We start from the raw sequence: 19,886 nt of genomic DNA, 5'->3' as shown, positions 1-19,886 counted from the left end.
GAAGGCGCCCTTGCAACCGCAGATGTTCGGATCACACGAAGCGGTTGATGAGGTTTTCGAGCGCCTCTTGCCGCCCGGACCGGGGCGTCGGGTTGATGCCCTCGGACAGGACCCGCTCGGTGATGCTTTCAAGCGTGGCGTCGGTCAGCATCGCCTTGGCGGCAGGGGCGTCCCAACCGGCATAGCGTTCGCGGCGCTTGGCCTCCAGCGTGCCGTCTTCCAGCATCGCCGCCGCAGCCTTGAGCCCCCGCGCGCAGATGTCCATCGCGCCCGCATGGGCAAGGATCAGGTCCGCAGGCTCGATCGACTGGCGCCGGATCTTCGCGTCGAAGTTGGTGCCGCCCGTGGTGAACCCGCCGGCCTTGAGGATCTCGTAATAGGCCAGCGCAACTTCGGGGACGTTGTTCGGGAACTGGTCGGTATCCCACCCGGACTGGTAGTCGTTCCGGTTCATGTCGATCGACCCAAAGATGCCGAGGCTCGCAGCGGTCGCGATCTCATGCTCGAAGGAATGGCCGGCAAGGATGGCGTGGCCCTGCTCGATATTGACCTTCACCTCGTTCTCAAGCCCGTAGCGGCGCAGGAAACCGTAGACCGTCGCCACGTCATAGTCATACTGGTGCTTCGACGGCTCCTGCGGCTTTGGCTCGATCAGGATCGCGCCCTTGAAGCCGATCTTGTGCTTGTAGTCGATCACCATCGACAGGAAACGCGCCATCTGGTCGGCTTCGCGCCCCAGATCGGTGTTGATCAGGGTCTCATACCCCTCGCGCCCGCCCCAAAGCACATAGTTCTCGCCGCCCAGCTTGAGCGTGGCGTCCATGCAGGTCTTGACCGTCGCCGCACCGAAGGCAAAGACATCCGGATCGGGGTTCGTGGCCGCGCCCGCCATGTAGCGCCGGTGCGAAAAGAGGTTCGCCGTGCCCCAAAGCAGTTTCGTCCGCGAGACTTGCATCTTTTCGCCAAGGTAGTCGACGATGATTTCCAGGTTGCGCGTGTTCTCGGCGAAATCCGCACCTTCGGGGCGGATATCCGCGTCGTGGAAACAGAAATAGGGCGCGTTCAGGATCTCGAACATCTCGAAGGCGACATCGGCCTTCAGCTTGGCCAGATCGATCGCATCCCCGAACCAGGGGCGGTCAAAGGTCTGGCCGCCGAACGGGTCCGTCCCCGGCCAGGCAAAGCTGTGCCAATAGGCCACCGCAAAGCGCAGGTGATCCTCCAGCCGCTTGCCCATCACCACTTCGTCCGGGTTGTAGTGCCGGAACGCAAAGTCGTTCGCGCTGTCGGCGCCTTCATAACGGAGGGCGGGAATATCCTTGAAGAAGTCGGTCATGTCAGTCCCTTGATTGCAGATTGCGCGGCACGGTAGCGGTCATGCGCGGCATCGAAAGCCTCGGTAAGTGTCTGATCGGGCTCGATTACCCGTGCGGCCTCGGGCGGGGTGGCGATCTCCGTCCCGGCGCCGGTCGCGGCCATCATCGCAAGGCGCGCCGCGCCAAAGGCGCCACCGAAATCGCCCGCCACCGGCAGCGAAACGGGTGTGCCGAGCGCGGTCGCGATGACCTTCAGCCAGTATTCGGAACGGCTGCCGCCGCCGACCGCCAGCAGGGTCTCGATCGTGGTGCCGGTCGCGGCCAGCGCATCGCGGCAGTCGCGCAGGGCGAATGCCACGCCCTCCAGCACCGCCCGGGCAGCCGCCGCGCGATCGGTTGCATGTTCAAGGCCGATGAACGCGCCCCGTATCGCCGCATCGTTGAGCGGCGTCCGCTCTCCTCCCAGATAGGGCAGGAAGAGCGCCTTGCCGGGGGCCTGCAGATCGCCGAGCCCCGCCGTAAGCTGTGCCGGCGTTTCACCGCTGAGCCGGGAAAACCAGTTCAGTGCGTCGGTCGCCGCAAGGATCACACCCATCTGGTGCCATGTGTCCGGAAGCGCGTGACAGAACGTATGCACCGCCGTCGCCGCATTCGGCGCATAGCCGTCATTGGCCGCAAAGAGCACACCCGAGGTGCCGAGCGAGACGAAAGCCTGCCCGGCCCGCACCACCCCGGCACCGATGGCCGAGGCGGCATTGTCCCCGCCCCCGCCCGCAACGACGACGCCCCTTGGCAGACCCCAGCGATCCGCCAGCGCGTCGCGCAACTGCCCCGAAACCTCGGACCCTTCGACAAGGCGCGGCATGTGGCCCGTCGAAAGGCCCGTCGCCTCCAGCAGGTCCGGCGACCAGTCGCGGTCCGCCGTGGCAAGCCAGCTTGTGCCCGCGGCATCGGACATTTCCGCGACATGTTCCCCGGTCAGCCAGAGCCGCAGAAAATCCTTGGGCAGAAGAACCTTGGCCACCCGGTCAAAGAGCTGAGGTTCATTCTTCTGGACCCAAAGCAGCTTGGGCGCGGTAAAGCCGGGGAAAACGATGTTGCCGGTGATCCGGCGGAACATCGGATTGCCGTCCATCGCCGCGGCCTCTGCATGGGCGCGCGTGTCGTTCCAGAGGATGCAGGGCCGCAAGACCTCATCCGCCGCATCCAGCAGGGTCGCCCCATGCATCTGGCCCGAAAGGCCGATGCCCTGCACCGCCGACAGCCCCTTTGGGGCAAGCGCGTCGAACACGGCTTCGGCAGCGGCGATCCAGTCGGCGGGGCTTTGTTCCGACCAGCCATCGGCCGGGCGGCTGACAGTCAGGGGCGCGGTCGCCTCGGCCACCACCGTCTGCGATGCGTCAATCAGAACCCCCTTGAGCCCGGAGGTGCCCAGATCAAGTCCGATGAACATCATGCGGCCTTTGCAGGGTTCTTGCCCAGGATGATCATGCCGAGGATATCATCCTCGGTCACATCCTCGACCCGTTCCGTTCCGACCAGCTTGCCGTTCTTCATCACCGTCACGCGGTCGCAAAGATGCATCACGTCGTGAATGTCGTGGCTGATCAGGAAGATCCCGAGACCCTGACGCTTCAGCTCGTCGATCAGTTCGCCCACCATCTTGGTTTCCTGCGGGCCGAGCGCGGCCGTCGGCTCGTCCATGATCAGGATGCGGGCATTGAAATAGACCGCGCGCGCGATGGCCACCGATTGCCGCTGCCCACCCGACAGCGCCTTCACCGGCACCGCGAATTTGCGGAAGTTCGGGTTGAGCCGGCCAAGGATCTTGCGCGTCTCGGCCTCCATCCGGGAATCGTCCACGAAACCCAGGGGCGTCGTCAGTTCCCGGCCCAGAAAGAGGTTCGAGGCCGCGTCGAGATTGTCTGCCAGCGCCAGCGTCTGGTAGATCGTTTCGATATTGTAGCTGCGGGCATCCCGCGGGTTGCGGATATCGGCCTTTTCGCCATTGATCAGGATCTCGCCGCTATCGGCCTGATAGGCCCCCGACAGGATCTTGATCAACGTGGACTTGCCGGCGCCGTTATGGCCCAGCAGGCCCACGACTTCGCCGGGATAGAGATCGACCGACACATGATCCACCGCCTTGATACCGCCAAAGGCGATGGAGATGTCGCGCATTTCGACAAGAGGTGTCATCAGTTCGCTCCCGTGCGCTTGCGATAAACAATGTCGATGAAGACGGCGAGCACCAGAACCGATCCGACGACGATGTTCTGGAACGGTGCATCAACGCCCACCATCGCCATGCCCGACTGCAGGGACTGCATGATCAGAGCCCCCAGGATCGCGCCATAGATCGTGCCGATCCCGCCCGAAAGGGCCGTGCCCCCGATGACGGCGGCGGCGATCACGCGCAATTCGTCCAGCGTGCCGATATCGTTCGCGTGGTTGGCCGCCCGGGCCGAGGCGACGACCGCGGACAGCGCGCAAAGCGCCCCCATGATCGCGAAGACCTTGACCGTCAGAAGACGGGTGTTGATCCCCGAAAGCTCTGCCGCCTCGGGGTTGCCGCCGGTGGCAAAGATGTAGCGGCCCAGACGGGTGCGCCGCGCGACCAGCGTCATGACGATGGCGACGGCCAGCAGCACCAGTACCGAGATCGGCAGGCCGTAACCTTCGGTATAGCCCTCGGGCATGACCTCGCCGCGCATCTCGAAGATACGACGCAGACGGGCTGCCGGAACGGCATAGGCGTTCAGCGTCGCGACAAAACCCAGGATCGCCCCGGCGATGACGGCGGCCATGGCGGCCTCGGCCCAGAGCGGCTTGACGACGAATCCATGACTCATCTTGCCGCGGCGCGCCATCCATTGGGCATAGAGCGCGGCGATAACGGCGAGCACGCCGACGACCCATGAGGCGGTCTCGCCGATCGTGCCGTTCGCACCGCCAAAGAGCATGAAGGTGCTGTCGAGCGGACCGATGGTCTGGCCGCTGGTCAGATACCAGGCCACGTTGCGCCAGACCAGAAGCCCGCCCAGCGTCACGATGAAGGCCGGAATCGTCAGATAGCCCACCAGCCAGCCGTGAAAGGCGCCGATGGCGGTGCCCGCGACCAGGCCGACCGCGATCGCCAGGGGGGCGTTCATGCCCGTGTTGAGCCCGATCCCCATCACCTGCGGCAGAAACACCGTCTGCGTCATCGCCATGATGGCCGAACAAGTCGCAAGCAATGCGCCGACCGACAGGTCGATGTGGCGTGTGACGATGACGAACACCATGCCGGTCGCCATGATCGCGACGGACACCGTCTGGATCGTCAGGTTGAAGATGTTTCTCGGGGTCAGAAAGCGCCCGTCCGTGATCAGGTGAAAGCCGATGCAGAGCACGATGAAGGCACCGATCATCCCCAGAAGGCGGGTGTCGATTTCCAGCGTGTCGATCAGGCTCCGTCGTTGGACGGGGACATGGGCCGCGTCAGTCATGGGCTTATCCTGTGGCAGAGCAGCCGCATGAAGCGGCCGAAAAGGGGGCGCCCCGTGAAAGGGGCGCCGCTTGGTGTCAGTTGCAGGGGGCCGGGCCGGCGGAGACGCCCTGGCAGAGCGCCTCTTGCGTGATCCAGCCCGCGTCGACGACGGTGCTGAGGTTGTCAGCGGTGATCGGGATCGGCGACAGGAAGAGCGCCGTCAGTTCCGTCCCCGAGGGCGAGGTCCAGGTCTGTGCGCCTTCGACATCGGCCATTTCCGTGCCGTTCGCCATGGCCACCGCGATCTCGGCCGCGTTGCGACCCAGTTCACGTGCGTCTTTCCACACCGAAACGGTCTGGGTGCCCAGCGCGATCCGGTTCAGCGCCGCATGGTCGCCATCCTGTCCGGAAACAGGGATGCCCTGCATCCCCTGTGCCGTCAGGGCCGCGACCACGCCGCCAGCCGTGCCGTCGTTCGAGGCCACGACCGCGTCAACGTTGTTGTCCTGTGCGGTCAGGATCTGTTCCATGTTGCGCTGCGCGTTGGCCGGAAGCCAGGCGTCGGTATAGGCTTCGCCGACGATGGTGATCTGGCCGGCGTCGATCGCCTCTTGCAGCACTTCCTGCTGGCCGCCGCGCAGGAAATCCGCGTTCGGGTCGGTGGGCGAGCCCTTGATCATCACATAGTTGCCTTCGGGCGCCTGTTCGAGAACGGCACGCGCCTGCATCCGGCCGACCTCGACGTTGTCGAAGGTCAGGTAAAAGGCGCGCGGATCCTCGATCAGACGGTCATAGCCCACGACCGGGATGCCTTCGTCGGCCGCGGCCTGCACGGCCGGCCCGATGGCCTGGCTGTCCTGCGCGAGGATGATCAGCGCGTTGACGCCCTGTGCGATCAGGCTTTCGACATCCGAAAGCTGTTTGGAAGACGACGACTGCGCGTCGGTGGAAACATAGCGTGCGCCCGCAGCCTCCAGCGCGGCAACGATGGCCGCTTCGTCGGTTTTCCACCGCTCTTCCTGAAAGTTCGACCAGCTTACGCCGACCGTGATATCCTGCGCATATGCTGCTGCGGAAAAGCCCACCGTGGCAAGCACGGCGGCCAGAACTGTCTTGTGCATGTAGACCTCCCTACGGTTTGGCGGATTCGCCGAAACTCTGTGAAGATGGCGTTAATAATTTTAGTTGTCAAAATATAAATGCTGCGCAATTTTGACAGTGATGGAGGATGAGGCGCCCGGCGGCGTCTTATGGCGGCAAAGGCAGCCATGACCGGCCGGCACTTCACAGGTTTTGATTTGGGGGGTGAATTAATGTACGGTCGCGATGACGCGCCCGGGAAGGCGGGCTGTGGCCCGCTGATCCCGCCATTGGCCGAAACGCAGCGCCCCCTGCGGCAGCAGGTGTTCGACCGGGTGCGCGCCGCAGGCCAGATCGCGCGCGTTCAGGTGGCCAAGGAGTTGGGGGTCAGCCCCGCCTCTGTCACGACCATCACTTCGGAACTGATCGAACGGGGCCTGATCCACGAGGTCTCGGGGATCAGGGATGGCGACGGCGGCCGGGGCCGGCCCGCGGTTCTGCTGGGGGTCAACCCCGCGGCGCATCTGGTTGCGGGCATGAAGCTTTCGGATCGCGAACATACGGCCGTGATCGTGGATTTCGCCGGAAACCTTGTCGCCGACGACATCATTCCCCGGCGCCCGGGGCTCCTTGATCTGCAGGAAATCCTGCTGGCCGCCGCGCATCTGCTGGACCGCGTCTGCGCCAAGGCGGGCGTGTCGCGTCAGGATCTGTCTGCGGTGGGGCTTGGCGTGCCGGGGTTCGTGGACAGCGCCAGCGGCACGGTTCTCTGGTCGCCCGTGATGCGCGACCGGAACACCGACCTCGCCCGGCTCGCCTCGGCGCGGCTGGGCCTGCCGGTCCATGTGGACAATGACGCAAACCTCGTGACGCTGGCCGAGCTCTGGTTCGGGGCCGGGCGCAACCTTTCGGATTTCGCCGTGGTGACGATCGAGCATGGCGTGGGAATGGGCCTGGTAATCAACCACCGCATCTATCGCGGGGGTCAGGGGCTCGGCCTTGAGCTCGGCCACACCAAGGTCCAGCTTGACGGTGCCCTTTGCCGCTGCGGACAGCGTGGCTGCCTTGAGGCTTATGTGGCCGACTACGCCCTTGTACGAGAGGCGACGACCGCGCTCAACTGGGTGCACAAGGACGGGCAACCCGTGCCGGTCGTGCTGGAGAGCCTTTATGACCACGCCAAGGCCGGCAATCAGGCGGCACGCTCGATCTTCCGGCGGGCGGGGCGCTACCTCGCGGTGGGTCTTGCGAATGTGGTGAACCTGTTCGATCCGGCGCTGATCTTTCTTTCGGGCGACCGGATGCGATACGATTACCTATACGCTGCCGACACGCTGGCCGAGATGGAGGCGCTCGCGCTCAGCTCGGGCCGCCCGCCGCCGCCGATCCGCATCCACGCCTGGGGCGATCTTCTCTGGGCGCATGGTGCGGCGGCGCTGGCCCTTTCGGCGGTCAGCGACGGCCTGCTTGTCCCGGCGCGGGAGGTCGCGGCCTGAACAGCCTGCCGCCTGTAGTATCCGGTTAACACCTCGCCGGCCGGCATTGCCCTAGACTGCCTCAACCATCGGCAAGGGAGGGCATGAGATGGCGAAGATCCTGATGATCACCGGCGACTTCACCGAGGACTATGAAACCATGGTCCCGTTCCAGACACTGCTGGCCTGCGACCACAGCGTCGATGCGGTCTGCCCCGGCAGGAAGGCGGGCGACACGGTCAAGACCGCGATCCATGACTTTGAGGGTGACCAGACCTATTCCGAAAAGCCGGGGCACAATTTCGCGCTGAACGCGGATTTCGACGCGGTGGACGCCGCCGGCTATGACGCGCTGGTGGTCCCGGGCGGCCGGGCGCCGGAATACCTGCGGATGAACCCCGAGGTTCTGGCCATGGTGCGCCATTTCTTCGACGCAGGGAAACCCGTCGCCGCAATCTGCCACGGCGCGCAACTGCTTGCCGCCGCCGGGGTGCTGAAGGGCCGGACCTGTTCCGCCTATCCCGCCTGCGCCTATGAAGTCACGGCCTCGGGCGGGACCTTCGCCGATATTGCGGTGACAGAGGCGGTCACCGATGGCAATCTGGTCACGGCGCCGGCCTGGCCCGCCCATCCGGCCTGGCTGAAGCAGTTCATGGCGCTCCTCTGACGTCATTCTGGCATCACAGGGAAAGGGAGGCCCCGCGATGTGCGAACTCTTCATCAAGGCCGATGCCCGGCAATGGCAAAGCCGCACCCATTCCTTGCGCATCGACGGGGTCGCCACCTCGATCCGGATCGAGAACCATTTCTGGGACACGCTGACCGAAATCGGGGCGCGCGATGGCATGACCGTCGCGCAGCTTATCACCCGACTCTGGCATGAGGCGATGGATGCCGACCACGATCTCGGCAACTTCACCTCGTTCCTGCGGGTGTGCTGCACGCGTTATCACGCGCTGATCGCGGCAGGCGAGATCTCCGCGGATCTTTCGGTCCCGATTGCGGGACATCCGGCGCGGGAAATCCTTGCGCGCGAAGCCGACCGGCGCGCCCGGATGAACTGACGGTCAGTGGCCGCTGCGCGCGACCAGTTCGCGCCCATAGGCGCTTTGCAACGTTCCGGCCCGCAGCGCCTCTGTCGGCGTGATCTCTTGCAGCCGCCCGTCCCGCAGCACGCCCAGCCGGTCGCAGAGAAACGACACGATGGGCAGGTCATGGGTCACCAGAAGATAGGTCAGGCGCCGCTCGGCCCGCAGGTCGGCGAGCAGGTTCAGGATCTCCGCCTGCACGGAAACATCGAGCGCCGATGTCGGCTCATCAAGCAGCAGCACCTCGGGTTCCAGCATCAGGGCACGGGCAATCGCGACACGCTGGCGCTGACCGCCCGACATCTGGTGCGGCAGGCGAAAGCGAAAGCGCCGCGACAGACCCACGGCGTCGAGCATGGCGAGCACCCGCCCGTCGCGACCGGTGATGCCGTGGATCGCCAAAGGTTCCGTCAGGGTATCATCCACCGTGCGCCGTGGGTGGAGCGAGCCATAAGGGTCCTGAAAGACCATCTGCACGCGCCGCACGAAAGCCTTGTCTCGACGGCGCGCCAGGGGCTGGCCGCCGATCGCGATGCGGCCCGTCCAGTCATCCGCCTGCCCCGCAATCGCCTTGAGGATGGTGGACTTCCCCGAGCCGCTTTCGCCGACCAGCGCAAAACTTTCCCCCGCCGCGACAGAAAGGCTCAGGTCATGCACCACCGCCGTGCGCCCGAACGAGACGGTCAGGTTTTCGATCTCGATCATGTGCCCGTCCCGAGAGTTGCGCGATCCAGAACCGGCAGGCGCGACCGATCCTCATCCAGCCGCGGGACCGAGGCGAGAAGCCCGCGCGTATAGGGATGCGTCGCCGCATGAAGCTGGCCCGCGGCACATTCCTCGACCACCCGGCCCGCATACATCACAAGAATCCGGTCGCACCAGCGCGACACCATATCCAGGTCGTGCGAAATCAGGATCAGCCCCATGCCGCGGCGACGGACAAGATCGTCGAGAATCTCCAGCACGGTCGCCCGGACCGAAACATCCAGCGCCGAGGTCGGTTCGTCCGCAATCATCAGGTCCGGCGAGAGGACGACCATCATGGCGATCATCACCCGCTGCCCCATGCCGCCCGATACCTCATGCGGATAAAGGCGATAGACCCGTTCCGGGTCATTGATCCGGACAGCTTCCAGAACCTCCAGCACCGCTGTGCGACGGGCACGGGGGCCGAGGCTGCGATGAAACTGCAGCGCCTCGCCGATCTGTTCGCCGATCCGCATCACCGGGTTCAGGCTGAATTTGGGGTCCTGCATCACCATCGACATGCGCGCGCCCCGCAACTTGCGAAAGCGCTTCTCTGGCAGGTCCCGCAGGTCTGTCCCGTCGAATTCGAGCCGGTCCGCCGTCACCCTTCCGGGCGGCGCGATCAATCCCATAAGGGCGCGCCCGGTCATCGACTTGCCCGACCCGCTTTCGCCGACGATGCCAAGCCTTTCGCGCCCCAGCTGAAAGCTGAGGCCCTTGACGACCTCGACCTCCCCATGGTCGGTGGGAAAGCGGACGCGGAGGTTTTCGACCTTCAGCAGCGTCATGACTTGGCCTTTCCGCGTGGGTCGAGCACGTCGCGCAACCCGTCCCCGAAGAGGCAGAACCCGAGGCTCACCACGACGATCGCAAAGCCGGGCATGGTGGCGACCCACCACTGATCCAGGATGAAGGCGCGCCCGCGCGAAATCATCGCGCCCCATTCCGGCAGTGGCGGTTGCGCGCCGAGCCCCAGAAACCCGAGTCCCGCCGCTGTCAGGATGATGCCGGCCATATCGAGCGTGACCCGCACGATGCAGGACGAAAGACAAAGCGGCAGCACATGGCGGCCGATGATGCGCACGGGCCCCGCCCCCTGCATCCGTGCCGCCGCGATGAAATCGGCATTGCGGAAGGTCAGCGTCTCGGCCCGCGCGATCCGCGCATAGACCGGCCAGGCGGTAATCGCGATGGCGATCACTGCATTCTCGATCCCCGGGCCAAGGGCCGCGACAAAGGCCAGCGCAAGGATCAGCCGCGGCATGGACAGAAAGATGTCGGTGACGCCCATCAGCAACCTGTCCGCCCAGCCGCCGAAATAGCCCGAGACTGCGCCGATGATCAGGCCCAGCGGTGCCGCGATGACCGCAACGAGCAGCACGATCACCAGCGTGATCCGCGCACCATGGATCACCCGGCTGAGGATGTCGCGCCCCAGTTCGTCCGTCCCCATCCAATGCGTGGCCGAGGGAGGCTGCAACCTGTTCTGCAGGCTCCCCTCGAACGGAGAGAACGGCGCGATCAGCGGTGCAAATGCCGCGACCAGCAGCAGGCCCGCGATGATCGCAAGCCCGACCATCGCAAGCGGGTTCCGGAATAGAGCACGGCAGAGCCGGTAGAACTGACCGAGCCGCGCCTGCGCCCGTGTTTCGGGTTCCTCGCTCAGCAGCCAGTTGCGCGACAGGGCGTTCATGCGCGCGCCCTCGGGTCCAGCAGACGATAGAGCAGGTCCGAGCCCTTGTTGATCGTGATGAAGACGGCGCCGATCACAAGGGTCGCCCCAAGAACCGCGTTCATGTCGGCGTTGAGAAGGGCCGTTGTCAGGTAGTTCCCGATCCCCGGCCAGGAGAAGACCGTCTCGATCATCACCGACCCTTCCAGAAGGCCGGCATAGCTCAGCCCGATCACAGTGATCAGTTGCACGCGGATCGGCCGGAAGGCGTGGCGCCAGATCACCACCCGCTCGGGCGCGCCCTTGACCCGTGCCGTCGTGATATATTCCTGGTTCAACTGTTCCAGCATGAAGCTGCGCGTCATCCGCGCGATATAGGCGAGGCTGAAGAACCCGAGGATCGTCGCCGGCAGAACAAGATGCGACCAGGCCGAACGAAAGGCGCGCATGTCGCCCGCAATCAGGCTGTCAATCAGCAAAAGCCCCGTTCGGACCGGCACCATCCCGTCCATGAAAATGTCGATCCGCCCCGGCCCGCCCACCAGCCGCAGACGGGCGTAAAATATGACCAGCCCGACCAGCCCCAGCCAGAAGGCCGGAATGGCATAGCCCGCAAGGGCCACGACCCTGATGATCTGGTCCGTCCAGCTTCCCTGTCGCGCCGCAGCCATGACGCCCATCGGCACACCCACCGCCACGCCGATCAGGATGCCGAGCGTCGCCATTTCAAGCGTGGCCGGAAAAACCCGGGCGAGATCCTCGGCCACCGGGCGCCCTGTGCTGACCGAACGACCGAGATTCCCCTGCGCAACGTCGGCGACATAGCGAAAGAACTGAACGGGCAGCGGGTCATCAAGCCCCATTGCGATCCGCGCGGCCTCATATGTTTCGCGCGAGGCGCGGTCGCCGACAACCGCCAGAACCGGATCGATCGGCACGACGCGGCCGATGACAAAGGTGATCGCCAAAAGCCCGAGAAATGTCAGGGCAACGATCAGCAGGAACCAGAGCAGAGGCATCGCCCGGGAAAGCAGCACGCCTGAACCGGTTGCCGTCATGCCCTTATCCTTTCAAGCTTGGTCGCGGTTGCGTTTTGCCCTCCATATCAAAAAACTTTGGCTGATCAAAATTTTTATACTGAGCGGCCGGAGGGGCCCTTCACCGAGGACACCGAGGACACCGAGGACACCGAGGACACCGAGGACACCGAGGACACCGAGGACACCGAGGACACCGAGGACACCGAGGACACCGAGGACACCGAGGACACCGAGGACACCGAGGACACCGAGGACACCGAGGACACCGAGGACACCGAGGACACCGAGGACACCGAGGACACCGAGGACACCGAGGACACCGAGGACACCGAGGACACCGAGGACCGGGTGCAGATAGCTTCCCGCGCTGTCAACCAGCCCTACGTCGTCACTCCCCCGGAACCAGCGTCCATAGTCTCGTAACTCAAGACCAGATCAGCCCAGCCAGGCCCAATGCTCTTGCATGCTGCGCGGCTCAGCTGTCCTGCCGCCGATACTCGGTGATCAGCACATCGCGCACAATCGGGCCGGCAACCGCCTGTGCCTGTTCGCGCAGCGCGCCGCGAAGCTGCGAGCGTGTATTGCTGGACGTGAAATTCCCATAAAACCCCCCCGCATTCGCATGGTCGAACATCACCTGCAGGAAAGCGTCCTGCAGCCGAGGCAGACGTTGTTCCACCTCTGCCGCAGATTCCGCATCCGCCTCGATGCTGATCGACAGGACCGCCATGGAGGTCACACGCCCCCCTTCAACCAGCGGGATGACGAACTGATTGGCCATGGGAATGATGGTTGTCGGGCGCGAGTGCTGGGCTGTCGCGACATCCGCCTGCGGCTCCGGCCCCGGTCGCAGAAAAAATCCGGCGCCGGCGCCGGCCACTATTCCCAGCATGGCGATGATGATTGGCAGAATCCTGGTCATGCGGCGCCTCAATAGGGAAGGAGAATATCGGCGATCTGCTGGCCATAGCGCGGCTGCTGCACATCGCTGATGAGCCCGCGGCCGCCATAGGCAATGCGCGCGCCGGCGATCTTGTCATAGGTGATCTCGTTCTGCCGGGAGATGTCTTCGGGGCGTACATAGCCCGAGACCACAAGCTCCCGCAGCTCATGGTTGACCCGCACCTCCTGCGCGCCCTCGACCCTGAGGACGCCGTTCGCCAGCCGTTCCACCACCGTCGCGGCGATCCGCAGGGTGAGCGTCTCTCGCCGCCGGATGGACCCGTTGCCACGATAACTGCTGGCAGAGCTTGCATCGACGGCATCGGCCATGCTGGCCCCTTCGGGCAGATGCTGATCCACGCGCTGCGGTATCCCCATGAGCGACGGGATGCTCATGTTTCCCGACGCCGCCCGCGTCCGGTCCGAGGTGTTTGTCATCTCTGCCCGGTCGTCTATCTGGATGACGACCGTCAGAATATCCCCCCGCTGCCCGGCACGGCGATCCCCCAGAAGCGAGCGATGCCCCGAAGACCAGAGCGACGCACTGTCAGAGGCGCGCTGCCGGTCCTGGGTCATCGGCAACGGTACAGAATAAAGCGCGTGATGCTGATAACTGCCCTCGAGCGGGGTGAAGGAGGGCGCCTTGCCCACCTCCGAGAGCCTGGAACACCCGGCCGACAGCACCAGAAGAAGAACGACAAGCGCTCGCGTCATTGCAAGCCCCCCACGGCGAGAACCTGTCCGGAGGGGTCTATCTGCCCCGTGATCGTCGTGCGCGAGGCGAGGTTCATCACCCGGATGACGTCGCCCGCGCCACCCCGCGCCAAGGCCCGCCCTTCGGTCGTTATGCTGAGGCCCCCGCGCTGATACACAAGCGAAACAAGCTGGTTTCGCTCGACCAGTGTTGGAGAAGAGAGATCGGCAGCGCGCACCGGGTTGCCGGCATAAATGGTCGTCCGCGTCTCCATCCCGACGAGGCCTGTCAGCACCTCCGGACCGGCGCCGGGTGCGAGCGTTATGTCCTGAACGGACAGGATCGTGCCGGGGCGGAGGTTGCGGGCGGCAGTCGCCGGGTCCGCAAAAGCGGGGGCCGCGAAGAGGAGGCCGAGCAAGGCGAGCCGGATCATCATCGCACTTGTGCCGTCGCAGCCAGCATCTGGTCGGCCGCCGTGATGACCTTGGCATTGAGCTCATAGCCCCGCTGCGCCTTGATCAGTTCTGTCAGCTCGCGCACGGCATCGACGGAACTGTCCTCCAGATAGCCCTGCCGCAACGTCCCCAACCCGTCCTGCCCCGGCGCCGCGACGGCGGCCTGCCCCGATGCCTCGGTCTCGCGGAATAGGTTGGACCCGATCGCCTCAAGGCCCTTTTCATTCGTGAAACTCGCAAGGGAAAAGCGACCCAGCAATTCGGCCTCGGCTCTGTCATTGAAATAGACAAAGACCTCGCCCTCGGCATTGATCGACAGGCTTCGCGCATCGTCGGGAATGACCATGCCCGGAACGACCTCATAGCCGTCGGAGGTGACGATCAGCCCCTCGGCCGAGCGTTTGAGGCTGCCATCGCGAGTGAAGGCCGCGCCCCCGTCGGGTAAGACCACCTCAAGATAGCCGCGCCCCTCGATCGCGATATCAAGATCACCGCCGGTATGGGCAAGGGACCCTTGGGACAGCATCACCGAGACGGCCGCCGGCCTGACGCCCAGACCCATCTGGACCCCGGTCGGAAGCAACGTTCCTTCGGTTGATGTGACCGTGCCGGGGCGCGTGACCTGCTGATAATGCAGATCGGCGAATTCGGCGCGGCGCGCGTTGTAGGCTGTCGTGTTCATGTTGGCGAGGTTGTTGGAAATGACCTCGACCCGCATCTGTTGTGCGGTCATGCCGCTGGCGGCGATTTGCAAGGCGCGCATGATTTCCCTTTCTATTTCCCGAGCGTCTGGACAACGGCGCGGATACGTTCGTCTTCACGGTCCAGAAAGGTCTGGCCCAGCTCATAGGCGCGCTGCACCTCGATCATCCGCGCCACTTCCGTGATGACATCGACATTCGATTCCTCCAGATATCCCTGGAGGACAGAGGGTTGCTCGACAGGCTCCACGTCACCGGCACGCAAAAGCGTCCCGGCCTCTCGCTGAAGGCTCAGCGGATCGACCGGCAGAACCACGCCAACCTGGGCGACCGCCACGCCATCGGCGCTGAGCGTCCCGTCTGCGCCAACCGCAATCGACCCGGCCTCGGGCGGAAGGGCAATTGCGCCGCCGCCCAGATCAAGGAGCGGGTGGCCATCCTGGTTCACGACCTCGCCCTCTGCATTCGCGGTGAAATGACCGGCCCGGGTCAGCCGCTCACCGTCCGGGGTCTGGACGACGAAGTATCCGGGTCCCTCGATCGCAAGATCGAGCGGGCCGCCCGTCGCCGTGAGGCCGCCCTGCGCCTCGCCGATATGCCGTGCATTCACGGTCGCCATCGAGAGCGACGGTTCCTGCCCATCGAGGCCGCGAAGGAATTCCGAGAAGATGATCCCCTCGCGCCGGAAACCGGTCGTATTCGCATTGGCGATGTTATGCGCGACGATATCCATCTCGCGCCTCAACCCGGACTGCCGCGTGAGCGTGGTGTAACTGGCGTTGTCCATGACAGCCTTCCTAAAAGCCGGCGATCAGGGGAATGATCTGACCGCTGAAAAACGAAACGAGCGATTTCGACATGAAGCTCATCGAGACCCAGAAGACGACGAGCATCGCGAGCGCCTTGGGCACGAAAGTGAGGGTCATTTCCTGCACCGAGGTCAGCGCCTGAAACAGCCCGACGGCGATGCCGGCAATCAGCGCCACGGACAGAATGGGGGCAGAGATGACGACCGCCGTCCAGAGACCTTGCCGCAGGATGTCGTAGAAAATCTCTTCGGGCACGGGGGTGACCTCAGACCGGCATCCGCAGGATTTCCTGATACGCCTCGACAACCTTGTCGCGGATTGTCACAGCCGTTTCGACCGCGAGTTCGGTGGCCGCAAGCGCCTGCACCAGGGCGTGTGGATCCGCCTCACCCAGCAGGGCGGATTTCGCTGTCTGTTCCCCCTGCGAGAGGGTTTCCGCAAAATCGCGTGCGACTTCGGCGAATTTGGGGCCAAGCCCGCCGGACGAGGCCCCGGGGGCCGTCGCCGGCCGGGCCTGAACATATGACTGCGCCGCAATGACTGCCTTGGCATCCATTCTGGATTCTCCTTGATTACCGTTTCAACAGGTCGAGCAGGCTGGCCGACATTTGCCGGGCCTGGTCGAACATCCTCAGATTTGCCTCGTAGCTCCGCTGCGCCTCACGCGAATCCGCGATCTCGACGATGAGATCGACGTTGGACCCGGCATAATAGCCCGACGCGTCGGCCAGCGGGTGATCCGGCGCAAATATCTGCGTCAGATCCCGTTGGCTAAGCTGGACGGGCCCCGCCTCTACCCGGCCGGTGTCGCGCCCGAACCTCTGTTCCGGTTCGAAAGAGATCGTCTTGCGTCGATAACCGGGAGTGTCCGCATTCGCCACGTTCTCGGACAGATGGCGCAGCCGCTGCCCCTGTGCCTGCATACCGGAGGAGGAGATGGCGAGGCTTTGAATGAGGTCGGACATCGCTATCTTCCGAGACTTTTGCGCAGGACTGTCGATGCGGTGCGGTAGACGCTAAGCGCGAGATCGTGCTGATGCCGCACCTCTGCCGCGTGGATCATCTGCTGTTCCAGCGAGACCGAATTGCCGTTCGGCTCGGAGCTACCGGCGCGAACCTCCTGCAGGCGCGCGCCGGAGGCCGGACCGAAATCGTGGGACATGCGGGTCTGACGCAGGCCGCCACCGCCCTGCTGCCGCCACACATCCGAGAATGATGCAATATCCCGCGCGCGATATCCGGGAGTGTCGGCGTGCGCGACGTTTTGGGCAATGACGCCCTGTCGGCTTGCCGCATGGGCCGCGAGCCCGTGCGCCATCTTGAAAAGTTCGAGTTGCCTGAACATCGGGGTTCTGCCTCGTGTTGCCTACACCAAGCTTTAAGAGTGATTCCTTTAGAAACCGTATCCAGTGCAGCGGCTCAGGGGTCATGGATGAGAGATTCGGTTTTCGGCGGACTGGTGGCAGAAATCAGAACGATCCGCGCCGCGCGAAGATTCGGGCGAGTGACGGGCGTCGGCCGCGGGGTGCTGAGCGTCAGCGGCCTGTCGGCGGCTGCGGGGGACAGGGTGACCGTTCTGGCCGCCCCCGGGGCCCGCGTCGGCGGCGAGGTGATCGAGGTAACCCAAGACAATATCATCGTGCTGCCCGAAAGCCCCCTCGATGGTTTCCGAATTGGCGATCGGGTCTTGCTTGACGGTGCCCTGACCATTGCGCCGGACGACAGCTGGCTGGGCCGCGTCGTCGATCCGCTGGGGAACCCCATGGATGATGCACCGCTGCTGCCGGGGCCTTCGCCGCGCCCTCTGCGAACAGCGCCCCCGGCCCCGGCCCGGCGTCGTCCTCTCGGGCCGAGGTTGAGCACCGGCGTTGCCGTTTTCAACACGATGCTGCCGATCGTGCGCGGTCAGAGGATTGGCCTTTTCGCCGGGTCCGGCGTGGGAAAAACGAGCTTGCTCGGCACGCTCGCGAAAGGTGTTTCGGCCGATGTCGTGGTGATCGCCCTGATCGGTGAGCGCGGGCGTGAACTGCGCGAATTTGTGGAGCATGTCCTGGGCCCGGAAGGCATGAAGCGGGCGGTTCTCGTCGTCGCGACCTCCGATCAGTCGCCGCTTTTGCGGCGGCAGGCGGCCTGGACGGCCATAGCCGTGGCCGAGCATTTTCGGGATTCCGGCAGGCATGTTCTTCTGGTGGCGGATTCTGTGACGCGATTTGCGGAAGCCCATCGCGAGGTCGCCCTTGCCGCAGGGGAGGCGCCGTCACTGCGGGGCTATCCGCCCTCGGTCGCCCACATGATCATGTCTCTGGCGGAACGGGCCGGACCGGGTGAGGCGACGGCGGGGGATATAACGGCGATCTTCACCGTGCTCGTGGCCGGCTCCGACATGGAGGGGCCGGTTGCAGATATCCTGCGCGGGGTTCTGGACGGGCATGTGGTCCTTGATCGCGCGATCGCAGAGCGGGGCCGTTACCCCGCCATTGATCTTCTGCGTTCGGTTTCACGTAGCCTGCCCGCCGCTGCAACCGACGAGGAAAATGCTCTCATATCCGAAGCGCGGCACACCCTCTCGATCTATCATGCCGCCGAGATGATGATTCAGGCGGGCCTCTACACGGCCGGGTCCAACCCCGAGATCGACCGCGCCGTCGCGCTGTGGCCAAAGCTTGATGCTTTCCTTGCCGAGGGGGAAACCGGCGATGTGAGCGACAGCTTTCAAAGGCTGGGCCGGTATCTGGGAAGGCTCCCCTAGCGCGCAGAGAACCGCGATGCGGATGTCTGCAGCAGCTGAAGCGCGATCGACCCGCTGTTCATCCCGGTCCCGAGGTTGTTCACCTCGGACCGAAGGAGGAACCGCTGGATCAGCTGTTCAACCTTGTCCGGATCCTGGAACTGGCTCACGGAATCATCGCCAAAGATGCTGCGCGCCTTCGCCTTCAGCGTCGAAAGCTGGATGTCGAGATCAATCGAGCCAAACGAGGACGGCAGGCCGAACGCGGTTTGCACGACCTCACGCATGGGGGCCGAACCGAGCAAGGTGAACCATTTGGTGTTTTCTGACGCGCTGCCTTCGGCCAGTTTTGCCAGTTCACGACGCAGCGACAAGGCAAGGCGCAGGTTCTGATCCTGCTCTCCTACCGCGACTTCAAAACTGCGGGATTTATAGGCGTCGACGATCCTTGCGCCAAAGTCGCTGATCTTGGTGCTGGGTGGCGAAAGATCGAAATTGAACGCCTTCGCCATTTCCTGATAGCGTTTGTCCGCGAGCCTGTTGGCAAGCGATTTCGGGTCCAGCGTCCCCTCTTCCAGCACTTTCCTGATGAAGAATGTGTTGTTGACGTCGTCCTCCAGACCGAAGGCCCCCAAGGCCACGCGAAGCAGCCGGCGATCACCGACCAATTCCTCTGCCGTATCGATGCTGCCGATCTTTTCAAGGAAATAGGCCTTGTCCCGCTCGATCTGCGGGGCACGATTGAAGAGTTCGGTCTGGCGATCCATCGTCCGGTTCAGAAAGCTCCAACCGGCAAAGCCGCCGACGGGGATCAAGGGGGTAAAGCTCATGGTTCATCCGTCGCCAGGAGGCGCTCCTCTCTCGGCAAAAGCCCCCGAAGGGCCTTGAGCGCGTGATAGTGGTCGGACCGCAGAACCGCGGCCGTCGCAAGGGCAAGCTGACTGCGACTGTCATGATCGGTCAACACCTGGCTGAGTTGCTCGATTCCGCGCAAGAGCTGCGGCCTTGCATCCTCGGGCGTGGCATCGCCGGACAGGACAAGTTGCGCCACATAGCACACCCGCCGCACAGGGGTCGTTGCCGCCTCGGGATGGATCGCGTCGCGGAGCCTCAGGATATGCGCTTTGGGGGTGAGGATCGAAATCCGGGACCGCTTGTCCCCGTTTTCGATGACCGCACCGTTGATCAGCACACGCTCTTTCGGGCCGAGCTTTATGACGAGACCGCTCATTGCGCCGAACGCTCTTGGCGGAGGCCGCGCATCACGGCGGTATTTATATCGACCAGTGCCTCGGGTGTGGCGCGCCCGGCAAGAACGCGTTCCGTATGAATCGCGGTGAATTCCGCAAGATAGAACAGGCTGGCGCGAAGCTGTGCCGGCAGACCGTTCTGCGGGTCGGCCACCGCCACCAGAAAGAGCCGCCAGAGGCGCCCGTTCTCATGCAGGGCCGCGGCTGTAGCCGAAAAATCCGTGATCGCGCCCGTTCCGGACCCGCGCAATGCCTGGGTCACCCGGGCAAGCACGTCATATTCAATCCCGCGAAGCGTGCGTGTGGGCGTTTCCCGTCCTGAATAAGCAGTCTTCGCCAGATGCTGGGCGTACAAGTTTCATCCTCCCCGTGGATTGGGCTGGTCCATTACGATTATTGGTGGTGGTCAGGGGGCGTCGG

26 protein-coding genes are annotated in these 19,886 nt (G+C 64.4%); 5 read left to right on the top strand and 21 right to left on the bottom strand.

Annotated features, from left to right (window positions below):
• Window positions 1-31: 31 nt before the first annotated feature.
• From xylA to xylF, 5 genes are all read right to left on the bottom strand, one after another.
• Window positions 32-1,336, bottom strand: a complete 1,305-nt coding sequence (gene xylA / locus ACFSGJ_RS16070; RefSeq protein WP_390264044.1) for a xylose isomerase — start codon at window positions 1,334-1,336, stop codon at window positions 32-34.
• Window positions 1,333-2,769, bottom strand: coding sequence for a xylulokinase (gene xylB / locus ACFSGJ_RS16065; protein ID WP_390264042.1), 1,437 nt, complete (start codon window positions 2,767-2,769; stop codon window positions 1,333-1,335). Before xylB ends, xylA begins: the two co-directional genes overlap by 4 nt.
• On the bottom strand, window positions 2,769-3,515 hold the full coding sequence (locus ACFSGJ_RS16060; RefSeq protein WP_390264039.1) for an ATP-binding cassette domain-containing protein: 747 nt from the start codon (window positions 3,513-3,515) through the stop codon (window positions 2,769-2,771). Before ACFSGJ_RS16060 ends, xylB begins: the two co-directional genes overlap by 1 nt.
• A complete protein-coding gene (locus ACFSGJ_RS16055) occupies window positions 3,515-4,804 on the bottom strand; it encodes a sugar ABC transporter permease (RefSeq protein ID WP_390264037.1) in 1,290 nt (429 codons plus the stop codon). Before ACFSGJ_RS16055 ends, ACFSGJ_RS16060 begins: the two co-directional genes overlap by 1 nt.
• Window positions 4,805-4,880: 76 nt before the next feature.
• Complete coding sequence (gene xylF / locus ACFSGJ_RS16050) at window positions 4,881-5,906, bottom strand: D-xylose ABC transporter substrate-binding protein (RefSeq protein WP_390264035.1); 1,026 nt, start codon at window positions 5,904-5,906, stop codon at window positions 4,881-4,883.
• 192 nt (window positions 5,907-6,098) lie between these two features.
• On the opposite strand from xylF, the gene ACFSGJ_RS16045 reads away from it, so the two are divergent.
• The 3 genes from ACFSGJ_RS16045 (at window position 6,099) to ACFSGJ_RS16035 (ending at window position 8,404) form a co-directional block, all read left to right on the top strand.
• Window positions 6,099-7,361, top strand: coding sequence for an ROK family transcriptional regulator (locus ACFSGJ_RS16045; protein WP_390264032.1), 1,263 nt, complete (start codon window positions 6,099-6,101; stop codon window positions 7,359-7,361).
• An 88-nt stretch (window positions 7,362-7,449) separates the two neighbouring features.
• On the top strand, window positions 7,450-8,007 hold the full coding sequence (locus ACFSGJ_RS16040; protein WP_390264030.1) for a DJ-1/PfpI family protein: 558 nt from the start codon (window positions 7,450-7,452) through the stop codon (window positions 8,005-8,007).
• Window positions 8,008-8,044: 37 nt separating this feature from the next.
• Window positions 8,045-8,404 carry a ribbon-helix-helix domain-containing protein gene (locus ACFSGJ_RS16035; RefSeq protein WP_390264027.1) on the top strand — a complete coding sequence of 120 codons (360 nt, stop codon included), beginning with the start codon at window positions 8,045-8,047 and terminating at the stop codon, window positions 8,402-8,404.
• A 3-nt stretch (window positions 8,405-8,407) separates the two neighbouring features.
• Here the strand turns inward: ACFSGJ_RS16035 and ACFSGJ_RS16030 are convergent, their stop codons facing one another.
• Genes ACFSGJ_RS16030 through ACFSGJ_RS16015 form a run of 4 tightly spaced genes read right to left on the bottom strand, consistent with a single transcriptional unit; the run spans window position 8,408 to window position 11,866 of the window.
• Entirely contained in the window at window positions 8,408-9,133 is a 726-nt protein-coding gene (locus tag ACFSGJ_RS16030) for an ABC transporter ATP-binding protein (RefSeq protein ID WP_390264025.1), read from the bottom strand.
• Window positions 9,130-9,963 (bottom strand): ABC transporter ATP-binding protein, encoded by an 834-nt coding sequence (locus ACFSGJ_RS16025; RefSeq protein WP_390264022.1) that lies wholly within the window; start codon window positions 9,961-9,963, stop codon window positions 9,130-9,132. Before ACFSGJ_RS16025 ends, ACFSGJ_RS16030 begins: the two co-directional genes overlap by 4 nt.
• Window positions 9,960-10,868 carry an ABC transporter permease gene (locus ACFSGJ_RS16020; protein ID WP_390264019.1) on the bottom strand — a complete coding sequence of 303 codons (909 nt, stop codon included), beginning with the start codon at window positions 10,866-10,868 and terminating at the stop codon, window positions 9,960-9,962. Before ACFSGJ_RS16020 ends, ACFSGJ_RS16025 begins: the two co-directional genes overlap by 4 nt.
• The gene (locus ACFSGJ_RS16015) at window positions 10,865-11,866 is read right to left on the bottom strand and encodes an ABC transporter permease (protein ID WP_390264200.1); all 1,002 of its coding nucleotides are present in this window, start codon (window positions 11,864-11,866) and stop codon (window positions 10,865-10,867) included. Before ACFSGJ_RS16015 ends, ACFSGJ_RS16020 begins: the two co-directional genes overlap by 4 nt.
• 96 nt (window positions 11,867-11,962) lie before the next feature.
• Here ACFSGJ_RS16015 and ACFSGJ_RS16010 point away from each other — a divergent pair, with 96 nt between their 5' ends.
• Window positions 11,963-12,310 carry a hypothetical protein gene (locus ACFSGJ_RS16010; RefSeq protein WP_390264016.1) on the top strand — a complete coding sequence of 116 codons (348 nt, stop codon included), beginning with the start codon at window positions 11,963-11,965 and terminating at the stop codon, window positions 12,308-12,310.
• A 52-nt stretch (window positions 12,311-12,362) separates the two neighbouring features.
• On the opposite strand, the gene ACFSGJ_RS16005 is transcribed toward ACFSGJ_RS16010, so the two are convergent.
• From ACFSGJ_RS16005 to ACFSGJ_RS15965, 9 genes are read right to left on the bottom strand one after another with little or no spacing between them, the layout of a single operon-like run.
• Window positions 12,363-12,809: a flagellar basal body-associated FliL family protein gene (locus ACFSGJ_RS16005; protein WP_390264013.1), complete on the bottom strand. Its 447-nt coding sequence runs from the start codon at window positions 12,807-12,809 to the stop codon at window positions 12,363-12,365.
• Window positions 12,810-12,817: 8 nt separating this feature from the next.
• Window positions 12,818-13,543, bottom strand: a complete 726-nt coding sequence (gene flgH, locus ACFSGJ_RS16000) for a flagellar basal body L-ring protein FlgH (RefSeq protein WP_390264010.1) — start codon at window positions 13,541-13,543, stop codon at window positions 12,818-12,820.
• Window positions 13,540-13,956, bottom strand: coding sequence for a flagellar basal body P-ring formation chaperone FlgA (gene flgA, locus ACFSGJ_RS15995; RefSeq protein WP_390264007.1), 417 nt, complete (start codon window positions 13,954-13,956; stop codon window positions 13,540-13,542). Before flgA ends, flgH begins: the two co-directional genes overlap by 4 nt.
• Window positions 13,956-14,741 carry a flagellar basal-body rod protein FlgG gene (gene flgG / locus ACFSGJ_RS15990; RefSeq protein ID WP_390264004.1) on the bottom strand — a complete coding sequence of 262 codons (786 nt, stop codon included), beginning with the start codon at window positions 14,739-14,741 and terminating at the stop codon, window positions 13,956-13,958. The genes flgA and flgG overlap by 1 nt, the downstream gene beginning before the upstream one ends.
• 11 nt (window positions 14,742-14,752) lie before the next feature.
• A complete protein-coding gene (locus tag ACFSGJ_RS15985; protein ID WP_390264001.1) occupies window positions 14,753-15,466 on the bottom strand; it encodes a flagellar hook-basal body complex protein in 714 nt (237 codons plus the stop codon).
• 10 nt (window positions 15,467-15,476) lie between these two features.
• Window positions 15,477-15,743, bottom strand: coding sequence for a flagellar biosynthetic protein FliQ (locus ACFSGJ_RS15980; RefSeq protein ID WP_390263998.1), 267 nt, complete (start codon window positions 15,741-15,743; stop codon window positions 15,477-15,479).
• Between the two features lie 10 nt (window positions 15,744-15,753).
• A complete protein-coding gene (gene fliE, locus ACFSGJ_RS15975; protein ID WP_390263996.1) occupies window positions 15,754-16,044 on the bottom strand; it encodes a flagellar hook-basal body complex protein FliE in 291 nt (96 codons plus the stop codon).
• 16 nt (window positions 16,045-16,060) lie between these two features.
• Window positions 16,061-16,453: a flagellar basal body rod protein FlgC gene (gene flgC, locus ACFSGJ_RS15970; protein ID WP_390263993.1), complete on the bottom strand. Its 393-nt coding sequence runs from the start codon at window positions 16,451-16,453 to the stop codon at window positions 16,061-16,063.
• A gap of 2 nt (window positions 16,454-16,455) precedes the next feature.
• A complete protein-coding gene (locus ACFSGJ_RS15965) occupies window positions 16,456-16,833 on the bottom strand; it encodes a FlgB family protein (RefSeq protein ID WP_390263990.1) in 378 nt (125 codons plus the stop codon).
• 87 nt (window positions 16,834-16,920) lie between these two features.
• Here ACFSGJ_RS15965 and ACFSGJ_RS15960 point away from each other — a divergent pair, with 87 nt between their 5' ends.
• Window positions 16,921-18,237, top strand: a complete 1,317-nt coding sequence (locus tag ACFSGJ_RS15960) for a FliI/YscN family ATPase (RefSeq protein ID WP_390263987.1) — start codon at window positions 16,921-16,923, stop codon at window positions 18,235-18,237.
• Here ACFSGJ_RS15960 and ACFSGJ_RS15955 read toward each other — a convergent pair.
• From ACFSGJ_RS15955 to flaF, 3 genes are read right to left on the bottom strand one after another with little or no spacing between them, the layout of a single operon-like run.
• Window positions 18,234-18,983, bottom strand: a complete 750-nt coding sequence (locus tag ACFSGJ_RS15955; RefSeq protein ID WP_390263985.1) for a DUF1217 domain-containing protein — start codon at window positions 18,981-18,983, stop codon at window positions 18,234-18,236. The genes ACFSGJ_RS15960 and ACFSGJ_RS15955 overlap by 4 nt on opposite strands.
• 59 nt (window positions 18,984-19,042) lie before the next feature.
• A complete protein-coding gene (flbT, locus tag ACFSGJ_RS15950; protein WP_390263982.1) occupies window positions 19,043-19,447 on the bottom strand; it encodes a flagellar biosynthesis repressor FlbT in 405 nt (134 codons plus the stop codon).
• On the bottom strand, window positions 19,444-19,821 hold the full coding sequence (flaF, locus tag ACFSGJ_RS15945; protein ID WP_390263979.1) for a flagellar biosynthesis regulator FlaF: 378 nt from the start codon (window positions 19,819-19,821) through the stop codon (window positions 19,444-19,446). The genes flbT and flaF overlap by 4 nt, the downstream gene beginning before the upstream one ends.
• Window positions 19,822-19,886: the final 65 nt, after the last annotated feature.

The organism is Halodurantibacterium flavum, assembly GCF_042681825.1.
Lineage (GTDB): Bacteria > Pseudomonadota > Alphaproteobacteria > Rhodobacterales > Rhodobacteraceae > Halodurantibacterium > Halodurantibacterium flavum.
Note: the sequence above shows the minus strand (reverse complement) of the source record. Positions and strands in the feature narration are given on the sequence as shown.

Bases quoted from the DNA above. Each gene is read 5' to 3' on its own strand.
- ACFSGJ_RS15955 (WP_390263985.1), bottom strand. From the start codon at position 18,983: ATGGATCGCCAGACCGAACTCTTCAATCGTGCCCCGCAGATCGAGCGG.
- flgG (WP_390264004.1), bottom strand. From the start codon at position 14,741: ATGCGCGCCTTGCAAATCGCCGCCAGCGGCATGACCGCACAACAGATG.
- flgH (WP_390264010.1), bottom strand. From the start codon at position 13,543: ATGACGCGAGCGCTTGTCGTTCTTCTTCTGGTGCTGTCGGCCGGGTGT.
- ACFSGJ_RS15965 (WP_390263990.1), bottom strand. From the start codon at position 16,833: ATGTTCAGGCAACTCGAACTTTTCAAGATGGCGCACGGGCTCGCGGCC.
- ACFSGJ_RS16055 (WP_390264037.1), bottom strand. From the start codon at position 4,804: ATGACTGACGCGGCCCATGTCCCCGTCCAACGACGGAGCCTGATCGAC.
- xylF (WP_390264035.1), bottom strand. From the start codon at position 5,906: ATGCACAAGACAGTTCTGGCCGCCGTGCTTGCCACGGTGGGCTTTTCC.
- xylB (WP_390264042.1), bottom strand. From the start codon at position 2,769: ATGTTCATCGGACTTGATCTGGGCACCTCCGGGCTCAAGGGGGTTCTG.
- ACFSGJ_RS15960 (WP_390263987.1), top strand. From the start codon at position 16,921: ATGAGAGATTCGGTTTTCGGCGGACTGGTGGCAGAAATCAGAACGATC.
- ACFSGJ_RS16025 (WP_390264022.1), bottom strand. From the start codon at position 9,963: ATGACGCTGCTGAAGGTCGAAAACCTCCGCGTCCGCTTTCCCACCGAC.
- ACFSGJ_RS16005 (WP_390264013.1), bottom strand. From the start codon at position 12,809: ATGACCAGGATTCTGCCAATCATCATCGCCATGCTGGGAATAGTGGCC.
- ACFSGJ_RS16030 (WP_390264025.1), bottom strand. From the start codon at position 9,133: ATGATCGAGATCGAAAACCTGACCGTCTCGTTCGGGCGCACGGCGGTG.
- ACFSGJ_RS16045 (WP_390264032.1), top strand. From the start codon at position 6,099: ATGTACGGTCGCGATGACGCGCCCGGGAAGGCGGGCTGTGGCCCGCTG.
- ACFSGJ_RS16035 (WP_390264027.1), top strand. From the start codon at position 8,045: ATGTGCGAACTCTTCATCAAGGCCGATGCCCGGCAATGGCAAAGCCGC.
- ACFSGJ_RS15985 (WP_390264001.1), bottom strand. From the start codon at position 15,466: ATGGACAACGCCAGTTACACCACGCTCACGCGGCAGTCCGGGTTGAGG.
- flbT (WP_390263982.1), bottom strand. From the start codon at position 19,447: ATGAGCGGTCTCGTCATAAAGCTCGGCCCGAAAGAGCGTGTGCTGATC.
- fliE (WP_390263996.1), bottom strand. From the start codon at position 16,044: ATGGATGCCAAGGCAGTCATTGCGGCGCAGTCATATGTTCAGGCCCGG.
- flgC (WP_390263993.1), bottom strand. From the start codon at position 16,453: ATGTCCGACCTCATTCAAAGCCTCGCCATCTCCTCCTCCGGTATGCAG.
- flgA (WP_390264007.1), bottom strand. From the start codon at position 13,956: ATGATCCGGCTCGCCTTGCTCGGCCTCCTCTTCGCGGCCCCCGCTTTT.
- xylA (WP_390264044.1), bottom strand. From the start codon at position 1,336: ATGACCGACTTCTTCAAGGATATTCCCGCCCTCCGTTATGAAGGCGCC.
- ACFSGJ_RS16040 (WP_390264030.1), top strand. From the start codon at position 7,450: ATGGCGAAGATCCTGATGATCACCGGCGACTTCACCGAGGACTATGAA.
- ACFSGJ_RS16060 (WP_390264039.1), bottom strand. From the start codon at position 3,515: ATGACACCTCTTGTCGAAATGCGCGACATCTCCATCGCCTTTGGCGGT.
- ACFSGJ_RS16015 (WP_390264200.1), bottom strand. From the start codon at position 11,866: ATGCCTCTGCTCTGGTTCCTGCTGATCGTTGCCCTGACATTTCTCGGG.
- ACFSGJ_RS16020 (WP_390264019.1), bottom strand. From the start codon at position 10,868: ATGAACGCCCTGTCGCGCAACTGGCTGCTGAGCGAGGAACCCGAAACA.